The sequence below is a fragment of the Sulfuricurvum sp. genome, assembly GCF_049305995.1.
GTDB lineage: Bacteria > Campylobacterota > Campylobacteria > Campylobacterales > Sulfurimonadaceae > Sulfuricurvum.
This window is the reverse complement of sequence record NZ_JBAQPS010000015.1, coordinates 1-9904: the sequence shown is the minus strand read 5'-3', so window position 1 is coordinate 9904 and position 9904 is coordinate 1. Positions and strand designations below refer to the sequence as shown.

The 9904-nt window shown below is 44.7% G+C and carries 13 protein-coding genes; 6 read left to right on the top strand and 7 right to left on the bottom strand.

Annotation, left to right across the window (positions count from 1 at the left end):
* Positions 1-158 precede the first annotated feature (158 nt).
* Both WA010_RS00525 and WA010_RS00520 read right to left on the bottom strand, forming a co-directional pair.
* Positions 159-452 (bottom strand): HEPN domain-containing protein, encoded by a 294-nt coding sequence (locus WA010_RS00525; protein ID WP_422555226.1) that lies wholly within the window; start codon positions 450-452, stop codon positions 159-161.
* Positions 439-780, bottom strand: a complete 342-nt coding sequence (locus tag WA010_RS00520) for a nucleotidyltransferase domain-containing protein (protein ID WP_422555225.1) — start codon at positions 778-780, stop codon at positions 439-441. Before WA010_RS00520 ends, WA010_RS00525 begins: the two co-directional genes overlap by 14 nt.
* Positions 781-864: 84 nt before the next feature.
* Between WA010_RS00520 and WA010_RS00515 the strand changes: the two genes are divergently transcribed.
* Positions 865-1458 carry a hypothetical protein gene (locus WA010_RS00515; RefSeq protein WP_422555224.1) on the top strand — a complete coding sequence of 198 codons (594 nt, stop codon included), beginning with the start codon at positions 865-867 and terminating at the stop codon, positions 1456-1458.
* A 112-nt stretch (positions 1459-1570) separates the two neighbouring features.
* Here the strand turns inward: WA010_RS00515 and WA010_RS00510 are convergent, their stop codons facing one another.
* Genes WA010_RS00510 through WA010_RS00495 form a run of 4 tightly spaced genes read right to left on the bottom strand, consistent with a single transcriptional unit; the run spans position 1571 to position 4802 of the window.
* Positions 1571-2872, bottom strand: a complete 1302-nt coding sequence (locus WA010_RS00510; protein ID WP_422555223.1) for a DNA recombination protein RmuC — start codon at positions 2870-2872, stop codon at positions 1571-1573.
* A gap of 53 nt (positions 2873-2925) precedes the next feature.
* Positions 2926-3843: an SPFH domain-containing protein gene (locus WA010_RS00505; protein WP_422555222.1), complete on the bottom strand. Its 918-nt coding sequence runs from the start codon at positions 3841-3843 to the stop codon at positions 2926-2928.
* Between the two features lie 14 nt (positions 3844-3857).
* On the bottom strand, positions 3858-4292 hold the full coding sequence (locus tag WA010_RS00500) for an NfeD family protein (protein WP_422555221.1): 435 nt from the start codon (positions 4290-4292) through the stop codon (positions 3858-3860).
* 3 nt (positions 4293-4295) lie between these two features.
* Positions 4296-4802 carry a hypothetical protein gene (locus tag WA010_RS00495; protein WP_422555220.1) on the bottom strand — a complete coding sequence of 169 codons (507 nt, stop codon included), beginning with the start codon at positions 4800-4802 and terminating at the stop codon, positions 4296-4298.
* Between the two features lie 80 nt (positions 4803-4882).
* Here WA010_RS00495 and WA010_RS00490 point away from each other — a divergent pair, with 80 nt between their 5' ends.
* Positions 4883-5296: a YchJ family protein gene (locus WA010_RS00490; protein ID WP_422555219.1), complete on the top strand. Its 414-nt coding sequence runs from the start codon at positions 4883-4885 to the stop codon at positions 5294-5296.
* On the opposite strand, the gene WA010_RS00485 is transcribed toward WA010_RS00490, so the two are convergent.
* Entirely contained in the window at positions 5274-6077 is an 804-nt protein-coding gene (locus WA010_RS00485) for a formylglycine-generating enzyme family protein (RefSeq protein ID WP_422555218.1), read from the bottom strand. The genes WA010_RS00490 and WA010_RS00485 overlap by 23 nt on opposite strands.
* Positions 6078-6191: 114 nt before the next feature.
* Between WA010_RS00485 and WA010_RS00480 the strand changes: the two genes are divergently transcribed.
* From WA010_RS00480 to WA010_RS00465, 4 genes are all read left to right on the top strand, one after another.
* A complete protein-coding gene (locus WA010_RS00480; protein WP_422555217.1) occupies positions 6192-6650 on the top strand; it encodes a hypothetical protein in 459 nt (152 codons plus the stop codon).
* Positions 6651-6791: 141 nt separating this feature from the next.
* Positions 6792-8117 carry a transcription termination factor Rho gene (gene rho, locus WA010_RS00475; protein WP_422555216.1) on the top strand — a complete coding sequence of 442 codons (1326 nt, stop codon included), beginning with the start codon at positions 6792-6794 and terminating at the stop codon, positions 8115-8117.
* Between the two features lies 1 nt (position 8118).
* Positions 8119-8865 carry a glutamate racemase gene (gene murI / locus WA010_RS00470; protein WP_422555215.1) on the top strand — a complete coding sequence of 249 codons (747 nt, stop codon included), beginning with the start codon at positions 8119-8121 and terminating at the stop codon, positions 8863-8865.
* A gap of 91 nt (positions 8866-8956) precedes the next feature.
* The coding region (locus WA010_RS00465) for a DNA polymerase III subunit gamma/tau (protein WP_422555214.1) at positions 8957-9904 on the top strand (948 nt) is incomplete at its 3' end.

Genomic DNA, 9904 nt, shown 5'->3' with positions numbered 1-9904 from the left:
TTGATCCTTGCTCTTTGTTTTTATAGGGATTTATAATGGATTTTGAAAAATTGTAGTCGTCTCTCATTGTCCGATTTTTTGTTTTGTTTGTATGTAGATTATTTTAGCAAATTCATAAAACTCTTTTGCTTCTGTGATAGATGGTTTTCCGTTGGGCATCAAGCCGAAATCTCCGGGATAGCGCGATTCGATAAGAGTTCATCGAGGGTATGAAACAGATCGGTATCATCGCATACCAATTCCGATTTATTGAGGTCGAAGAGTTTGTTGAGTGAATGAATTTTCGGGACATTTTCACCATTTTCTTCCATGAGTGCTTTAAAAGCTTTTTCGATTGCCTGCTGAGAATGAAACGCGACGAGATGGGTTAGATGAGGTTGTGAGAGGATTTGTTCGATGACATCAAGATCATCCGAGGCGGCTTGGAGCCATGCTTGGCTAAGCCGATTCATAAAGTTTGACCCCTTTGGTTGTGATCTCTCTCGAAAATGAACTGTTCATAGCGATAAACTCTCGGTGCATTGCCTTGGTATGGACGATCAAATCGGTGGGATGGGTTCGGACAATATTTTCCAACGCTTTTGCGACTTTGAGATAGATGCGGTTTTTTTCGCCCCAGTTTTGAGGGATAAACTCATCATCTGTCACAACGTATAAATCAATATCACTGTTTTCCGTAGGCTCACCATAGGCATAGCTTCCGAATAAAACGACCTGCATGGGATTAAGAGGCGTTAGTTGAGTGATGATTTGATCTTTGAGTGTGTTGGTTAACTTCATGAAAAGATTATAACAGATTTTTGATTTCTCTACGGATAGAACCGCATTTGCATACCCAAAAATAGTATATACCAAAGGGGACTTATGACGATTGACGTCAATCTATGCCGTGCTGATGAAACATTTTTAGCGGATATCGAAGAGATTATGGAAGATACGATGGTGCAGATGTTTATCCTCCATCCCAAAACGATTTCCGAAATCGAGGAAGCCCAAGAGATTGCGGATGAATATGAGAGTATCTTTTACTCTGTTCCCCTTTCTCTGCAAGATAACGCGGGTAGCAAGTGTGTCGCCTATTCGATCTCTAGTGAAGCTGATAGTATGCTCCTGCCCATTGAAAAGCCGATAGTCATCGATGCTGAATTATTGGATGATGAGATGATCACGAAACTGGGCGGATCAAGAGGGATTATCCTCAACCCGACTCGGGAGTACACTGCGTTAGAGGGATTTTATCTCGCGATGGGGATCGGCAATGTCAGGGCGTTTGAGACAGAGACCCTATCACAGATGAGTATGGATAAAATCGTCCTCCAAAGCACCTATCCGAATCATGGGTTTGAGGAGATTATGGAGTGTGTTAAGGTGATCTCTAATGCGATGTTTCGACCCGAGCAGAGCATTATCGCCCGAGCGACGAAAAGTTCACTCGAACTGTTCGGATTTCGTAAATAATCAGCACGCCAATACTTTAATAACGTCTACCCCTTGAGGGACGAGACATAAAAAACTATAGGTTTCATGTCAGATGATTCCACAATTAAAAATTTTGAGTTAAAATCAGTTTTTAATCATCTTCTATGTCATCAATCATAGAAGATGGTAGTATCTTCTTCGGTTTCAATCCCAGTTTCCGCATCGACTCGACACGTCGGATCAAATTACCTTTTCCACTGCTAAGCTTATTCATCGCCCCCTCGTAGCTCTTTTGGGTACGTCCGATTTGCTCGCCGATTTTCTCCATATCCTCGACAAACGCCACCAGTTTCTCATACAGAGCTTCGGCAGATTCGGCAATCGCTTTAGCATTGCGTTCTTGATACTCGCTTCTCCAGATGTGCTCAATGGTACGAAGAGTTACAAGCAATGTCGAAGGGGAAACAACGACGATATTTTGCTCATACGCTGTTTTGAAAAAGGTGTTGTCCTGTTCCAAAGCGAGGAGAAATGCCCCCTCTATAGGCATAAAGAGCAACACGAAATCGAGTGTTCGTACTCCGCTGAGCTGTTCGTACCGTTTGCCGCTTAACCCTTTGATATGAGCATGGATCGAGAGAAGGTGTTGCTTGAGGGCATGAGCACGTTCTTCGTCATTTTCGGCACGGATAAAGGCATCGTACGCAACGAGCGAAACTTTGGAATCGATAATGATATCTTTGTTCTGAGGGAGATGGACGATCACATCGGGTCGGAATTTTTTTCCCTCTTCATCACTCAGTGTACTTTGGATGTCGTACTCATGCCCCTCACGCAGACCCGATTCTTCGAGTATTCGCTCCAACACGATCTCTCCCCAGTTTCCTTGGGTCTTATTCTCTCCTTTGAGTGCTTGTGTGAGGTTGATCGCATCTTGGCTGAGCCGTTCGTTGAGAGTTTTGAGGCGGAGGATTTCATCTTTGATACTTTGACGCTCTTTCGCATCGTGGATAAACTGCTCTTTGCTCTGGGTTGAAAATTGGGCTATCTGCTCACGAAACGGTTTAAGGAGTAAATCAAGCCCTTTGGTATGCGCTTCATCAAACGTTTTCGCTTTTTGCTCGAAAATCTGCGCTGCGAGTTGTTCAAACTGCACTTTCATCTGTACTTTGGCTTCATCTAGGAGGCGAAGTTTCTCCTCATAGGAGCGTGAAGACTCTTCGTGGCGGGTATGGAGTACCGCGTAATCGCGTTCTAATGAGTGATACTCCCTTTGGGAATTATCAAGATCAATTTGGATTTTTGATTTGAGGGTTTGTTCCTGAACATAGAGTTCTTGGAGTTGTAGTGCACGCGCTTCGAGGAGCGCGTAGTGTTGGCGGGATTGATTCCACATCCATCCGAGTGTTCCGGCGGCTATAAAGCCTAAAAAAGTTGTTATTTCGTATATCATAAGAGTGATTATAGCCCACGTGAGCTAAGAGGGAAAAAAGTTGGCAAATTGCCCTATTTTTTCTCCCCCAATGCCGTTCCCAAATATCCCAACGATCCTACCGCACCCGCAAGACTTTGCTGCCAGTCGGCTGGCATAAAGACCACCTTTGAATTGCTCGATTCGCTCAGTTTTTTAACACTGTCGATATAGCGCTGTGCAAGGAGAAAATGGGGTGCCGTCTCTCCGCCAACAAGCCCTTGCGACACGATAACCATCGCTTTACGATCCCCGTCTGCAAGTTCCACTTTCGCCTGAGCTTCGAGTTTCGCCGCTTCAAGTTTCCCTTGTGCGTCCAAAATCGCCGCTTCTTTCATCCCTTCTGCTTTGGCAATCGCCGCTTTTTTCTCTCCATCTGCGATCATAATCGCCGCTTCACGCTCACGATCCGCCGCCGCTTGACGCTCCATCGCCTCTTGGAGGTTTTGGCTTGGACGGATATCCTGCACTTCCAGATTACCCAATGTCAGCCCCCATCCGCTGAGTGAATCACGAATTTTTTCTGCTACTTGTGCTTTGATTTGATCCCGCTGAGAAAGAGACTCATTGAGTGTCATCCCACCGATCACCGCACGAAGGGTCGTCGTGGTCATATTTCCCACCGCACTCTCGAAATTGCTGATCGAATATGACGCTTTCCCCGGATCGGTGACGCGGTAAAAAACCACCGCGCTGATGATAACGACGGCATTATCTTTTGTAATTACCTCTTGTTCGCGCGTTTGCTGGATCAGCTCTTTGGTGACGATTTTATACGCGACAATATCCACAATCGGGATCAGCAAATGCAAGCCCGGTAACAAAGTCGTATGGTATTTACCCAGCCTCTCGACGACCCACTCTTCCCCCTGAGGAACAATACGAACCATTTGCGAGAGCGTATACACCACCGCAACCATTAACACTAACGGAAAAATTAGACTTGCATCCATACTATGTCCTTTGATTAAATTTTTTCGACGATAAGCGAATTGCCGTTTAATTTGACAATCCGTATTTCAGCATTAACTTCGATGACGCCATCCACACTCACCGCAGGCCAATGACGTCCGCCGAGCACCGGTTCATAGAGAGACACTTCCCCCTCTTGGTGGGGTGAAAGTTCTGTTAATGCCATACCTTTGATCCCGACAAACTCATTGTGGGTTCCTACGGAGTCTTGAGTATCATCCCCCATCCCCCGCTTTTTAAACACAACCGCCCCGATAATCATAAACACCGAAGCGATAATCAACTGCCAAAATAGCGATTCGGGGAGGAAAAACGATACCGCCGCCGCCGCTAAAAACCCTACCCCCGCAAACAAAGCAAAAAAGGTAGGAATCATCATTTCAATCACAAAGGCGATCACCCCGAAAATAAGCCAAATATAATAGGACATTCCTTACCCCTGCACTTCGATAACAGCATAACGTTTTTCGAGTGCCGTTAGCTCTTCAAATTTAGGACCATTTATCAATTTTAAAAAGATACCAAAACCGATGATAAACAAAGGCACTTCTAATTGTCCACTTGTGAGATACAAAATAATTCCGCCAATGGTCACACTTTCGCATATCGCCCATAATATAAATAATAATGTCATATATCTAGCAAAAAAAGGAGGTTGATCTGGAAACTTTGTATCTTCTGTTTTTTTAAACATATCATCTGATGACAACATCTTTTGACGTATATATCGAATAATACCAACCGCTACCAAAGCATATGCAAATATCCCATACGTTAGTGTTGTTAATGTTGAAGCATCATTAATAACGGGAGGGATAGGAGCGTTCAAATGTATAAATACAATTACGACACCATACATAAAACTACCCATTAACATAACAAAATGAATCATCCGAAAGGCTCGAAGTTTTTCACGAATCAAAGAATTTGTATCTATCATTCTATCCCTTTTTAATATAAGTCCCACAGCATACCGCTTCAATACTTACGCTATAATAAACTAAAAAAAACGAACACTAAATGAAAATATCCCCTAATTCTCCCTGCCCCTGTCACAGCGGTGAAAAATACAAAAAATGCTGTCTTCCTTACCATAAGGAGATTCTCCCCTCCAATGCAAAAAAACTGATGCGCTCACGATACAGCGCCTTTGCTCTGAGATTGTGTGATTATATTATGACAACAACCCATCCGAACAATCCCGATTACAACGAGGATAAAGAGCGTTGGAGAGAAAGTATTTTGGAATTTTCTCAAAATACTCAGTTTTTAGGGTTGAGAATTCTCGAATTTATAGATGGAGAGGACGAAGCGTTTGTAAGCTTTGAAGCACGGTTGGATGGCGGTATCCTCAAAGAGAAAAGCCGCTTTTTAAAAGTAGAGGGGAAATGGTTATACATAAATGGTGTATTTACTTCAGTGGATCACCGTTGATAACGAGGCGGAACCCCGTCTCATTCGAAGCAAAATCGGGGCGTGAATACCCCCGAAATGCACTGCGAAGGCACATATATCCGGTTTTGTAACTGCCGCCGCGACGTACTTTGAATGACTCACCCTCGGCTCCGCCGATGCGGGGACTTCCATCACTCGGTGCACCGTTGTAGTTGGCAAAAAAGTCATCTTCGCACCATTCCCACACATTCCCCATCAAATCGTGAATTCCCAACCGATTGGGGAGTTTTGTACCGACCGTCGCTGTCCGAATATTGGCGGTATATTCATAGATCGCATAATCATCCAGTATTGCTTCGGAATCACCGAATGTAAAGCGGGTATTACCTCCCGCTTTTGCGACATATTCCCACTGCGCTTCTGTTGGTAATGCATAAAAGCGTGTTTTGCCTTCATAACGGTTGATTAGTTCGACATACGCTTTGGCATCAAACCAGCTTACCTGCTCTGCGGGATGGCGGCGAGAGTTCTCTTCTTCGACTTTATCATTTTTAAAATACGATGGATTTACACGAGTCAGTTTAAAATATTGCTCTTGTGTTACGGGATATTTTGCGATCCAAAATCCGTTAATTTTGACAGAATGAGCAGGAGATTCGACCTCTCCTCCCTCATTGTACTGCGAATTACGTCCCATCATAAACTCTCCGCCGTCAATATAGAGAAACTCCATCCCGATTGAGTTTGTAAAATCTCTTTTAATCTCTTCGACAGGTGCAACGGAGACTTCTTCCACTTTCTTTTTTAGAAAATCAAACAAAATGAACCTTTTAAAATGATGCTTATTACATTTTTAAGAGTAACTGTAGCAAAAAGCGTTCACATCTTGATCTGTGTTTCTTCGATTTGAATCTTTTGGGATAAAATCTATTGTATGAAACTCTTTTTTTTGATCCTGATATTCCTCTCAACATTATCCGCAAAAGATATTGATCTTTATGCAACACTGGGATTAGTATCACACCATTTTAATACCGATGAACATGGCAACAAATACAACGAAAATCATAATGCCTACGGAATCGAAGCAGTATTGGATCAGCGCTACATTTTAGCCTATCTCCATTTTACCAATTCGCGCGATAAGACAACCGATATTGTTGCTATAGGATATCGGTATGAGATTATCGATTCATTCGGTATTTACGGAGTCGTAGGGTATCAGCATGGCTATTGTTTTGATGGATTAAAATCGGTAGAGTGTACCGAAGGAGCGGACAATACAGGTGTAGCTTTTATTCCGATGCTTTATTACCGCCATAAATATTTTGTTCTCGACTTTATAACGCAAGGAAGTATGATCGGTCTCAAACTCAATCTTAAACTTTATTAAGCACATTATTTTCGTAAAAATACCCTTTCTTGACAACCCGATGCGCTATAGTTTATAATGTCAGAATAAAACAATGACCTGTCAATGACATCTCACCTAAAACTCGCCGATCAAATCCACACACGTTAAGGCATTCTACGCATGAGCGATACCGCAAAAACTTCTCGAAATAACTCAAAGAACCGTACTCACATCCCAGTTGATGGCTTTACTATCGAAGCACTTCGTACCAAAAAGCTCGAAGATCTCTTGGAAATTGCCGCGTCATTAAATATCGAAGACCCCAATGAGCTCAAACGTCAAGATTTGATTTTTGAAATTCTCAAAACACAGGTTCAGCAAGGGGGATTCATCCTCTTTACGGGAATTTTGGAGATTATGCAAGACGGCTACGGCTTTTTGCGTGCTGTCGATCAGTCTTTTAGTGACTCGATGCACGATGCCTATGTTTCCAGCACCCAAATCCGTCGTTTTGCTTTGCGTAATGGGGATATCGTAACAGGTCAAGTACGTGCTCCGAAAGATCAGGAGCGTTACTACGCCCTCCTCAAAGTTGAAGCGATCAACTACCTCCCACCCGAAGAGTCGAAAAAACGTCCCCTCTTTGAAAATCTAACCCCGCTTTATGCGCTAGAGCAAATCAAACTCGAATATCAGCCGACCAAACTTACCGGTCGTATGATGGATCTTTTTGCCCCTATCGGTAAAGGGCAACGGGGTCTTATCGTTGCACCTCCGCGTTCAGGTAAAACAGAGCTTATGAAAGAGATTGCTCACGGTGTTACCAGCAATCATCCTGAAATCGAACTCATGGTTCTCCTTGTGGATGAGCGTCCCGAAGAGGTAACCGATATGGAACGCTCCGTCAAAGGAGAGGTGTACAGTTCAACGTTTGATGAACCGGCTAAAAACCACGTCAAAGTGGCCGAAATGGTGATTGAGCGGGCTAAACGACGTGTTGAGCTTGGCAAAGACGTCGTGATCCTTCTCGACTCGATTACCCGTCTCGCCCGTGCGTACAATACCGTGACCCCGAGCTCAGGAAAAGTTCTCTCGGGTGGGGTAGATGCCAATGCACTCCATAAACCGAAACGTTTCTTCGGAGCGGCGCGTAACATCGAAAACGGCGGAAGTTTGACCATCATCGCTACCGCCCTCGTCGAAACGGGAAGTCGTATGGATGAAGTTATTTTCGAAGAGTTCAAAGGGACTGGTAACTCCGAGATCGTCCTTAGCCGTAAAATTTCCGATCGTCGTATCTTCCCGGCTATCGATATTCTCAAATCAGGAACTCGTAAAGAGGAACTCCTTCTTGGAGCAGAAATATTGCAAAAAGTATTTGTTCTTCGCTCAATGCTGCATAAACAAGAGGATGAAGTCGAAGCACTCCGCTTCCTCTACAACACCATGCTCAAAAGCAAATCGAATATCGAATTTCTTGATAGCATGAATGAGTCAAGCAAATAAGATGAGAGTTGGTGTCTTTGATAGCGGTGTCGGAGGCTTAAGCGTCGTTAAGTCGCTGTTGGAGCATAAACTCTTCGAAGAGATTATCTACTTCGGAGATACCGCCCGTGTCCCTTACGGGGTCAAAGATCAAAACACGATCATCCGCTACTCTCTCGAAGCTCTCGAATTTTTTAAAAACTTTGAAATCGATTTGCTCATCACCGCGTGCAATACTGTTAGTGCCTATGCTCTCGATGAGATGAGAGAGCATAGTGACTACGATGTTATCGGAGTGGTCGATCCTGGGGTATTAGCCCTTAAAAATGCGATTCCCGATACCAATGCCAATATCCTCATTTTAGGAACGAAAGCGACGGTTAAATCGGGAGCCTACGAAAAAGGGCTACATGAACTGGGATACCAAAATTTCAGTGCCATCGCTACTTCGCTCCTCGTTCCGATCGTTGAAGAGGGGCTTTACGAGGGTGAAGTACTCCAAAGCGCATTGCACCATTATTTCGGAAATTTAGCAAATACACCCGATGCAATCATACTTGGATGTACCCACTTTCCGCTCGTTGCACGAGCGATTGATGGCTATTTTGAAGGGAAAAGTACCCTCATCCACTCAGGTGAAGCGATCGTCGAATATCTGGAAAGCCACTACGATTTTACGCAACGTTTTGAGGAGACCAGCCTCAAATTTTTCGCCTCCGAAAATCCCGAAGGGCTTCGCCGTGTTGCCAAAGAGTGGTTATTATTATAAATTTAAAGTTGGATTCCCGCCTTCACGGAAATGACGGCATTGTCATCCTCGGGCTTGACCCGAGGATCCATCCCCGAAAAAAGGAGACAGCATGGCTCAAAATTCAGAAGTCTTAGCGTTAAAATACCGTCCTCGACGTTTCGAAGAGCTTATTGGACAGGAGAGTATTTCCCAAACCCTCTCCCTCGCACTCGATTCCAAGCGCCTCTCTCACGCCTATCTTTTCTCAGGACTTCGCGGGTCGGGTAAAACCTCAACCGCACGTATTTTCGCTAAATCGCTCATCTGTGAAAACGGCCCTACCTCCTCGCCGTGTGACGTGTGCAGTCACTGCGTCATGGCAAACGAAGGGCGTCACATCGACATTATCGAGATGGACGCCGCTTCCAGCCGCAAGATCGACGATATCCGTGATCTGATCGAGCACACCAAATACCGCCCCGCGAGTGCCAAGGTAAAAATCTTCATCATCGACGAAGTGCACATGCTCACCAAAGAGGCGCATAATGCCCTCCTCAAAACCCTCGAAGAGCCGCCCGAATATGTCAAGTTTATCCTAGCTACCACCGATCCGCTGAAACTTCCGCCGACCATTCTTAGCCGTACCCAGCACTTTCGTTTCAAACGGATCAGTCATCCGAACATCGTCCATCACCTGAGCCACATCCTCCATCTGGAGAATATCGAGTACCAGAGCGAGGCTCTCGATATCCTCGCCCGTAGCGGTTCGGGATCTCTGCGTGACACCCTCACCCTCATGGATCAAGCGATCATCTACTCCAAAGGGTTCGTGGACGTCAAAACCGTTGCCGATATGTTGGGGCTTCTCGATCCCGATTATATCAGCCGTCTTTTTGATGCCATTTTTGTCAAAGACCGCGCAAGCCTCATCAAAATGCTCCAAGAACTTGAAGCGTATGAGTCGGAGATGGTGATCGATGAACTGATCGCCTATCTTAAAGAGCGCCTCTACGAGGGTGATTACCGTTTCAGCTCACTCGTTATCGAACGATTTTTCCGAATCTTGAGCGATGCCAAA

Coding starts and splice junctions, on each gene's coding strand:
- WA010_RS00525 (WP_422555226.1), bottom strand. CDS start 452: ATGAATCGGCTTAGCCAAGCATGGCTCCAAGCCGCCTCGGATGATCTT.
- WA010_RS00520 (WP_422555225.1), bottom strand. CDS start 780: ATGAAGTTAACCAACACACTCAAAGATCAAATCATCACTCAACTAACG.
- WA010_RS00515 (WP_422555224.1), top strand. CDS start 865: ATGACGATTGACGTCAATCTATGCCGTGCTGATGAAACATTTTTAGCG.
- WA010_RS00510 (WP_422555223.1), bottom strand. CDS start 2,872: ATGATATACGAAATAACAACTTTTTTAGGCTTTATAGCCGCCGGAACA.
- WA010_RS00505 (WP_422555222.1), bottom strand. CDS start 3,843: ATGGATGCAAGTCTAATTTTTCCGTTAGTGTTAATGGTTGCGGTGGTG.
- WA010_RS00500 (WP_422555221.1), bottom strand. CDS start 4,292: ATGTCCTATTATATTTGGCTTATTTTCGGGGTGATCGCCTTTGTGATT.
- WA010_RS00495 (WP_422555220.1), bottom strand. CDS start 4,802: ATGATAGATACAAATTCTTTGATTCGTGAAAAACTTCGAGCCTTTCGG.
- WA010_RS00490 (WP_422555219.1), top strand. CDS start 4,883: ATGAAAATATCCCCTAATTCTCCCTGCCCCTGTCACAGCGGTGAAAAA.
- WA010_RS00480 (WP_422555217.1), top strand. CDS start 6,192: ATGAAACTCTTTTTTTTGATCCTGATATTCCTCTCAACATTATCCGCA.
- rho (WP_422555216.1), top strand. CDS start 6,792: ATGAGCGATACCGCAAAAACTTCTCGAAATAACTCAAAGAACCGTACT.
- murI (WP_422555215.1), top strand. CDS start 8,119: ATGAGAGTTGGTGTCTTTGATAGCGGTGTCGGAGGCTTAAGCGTCGTT.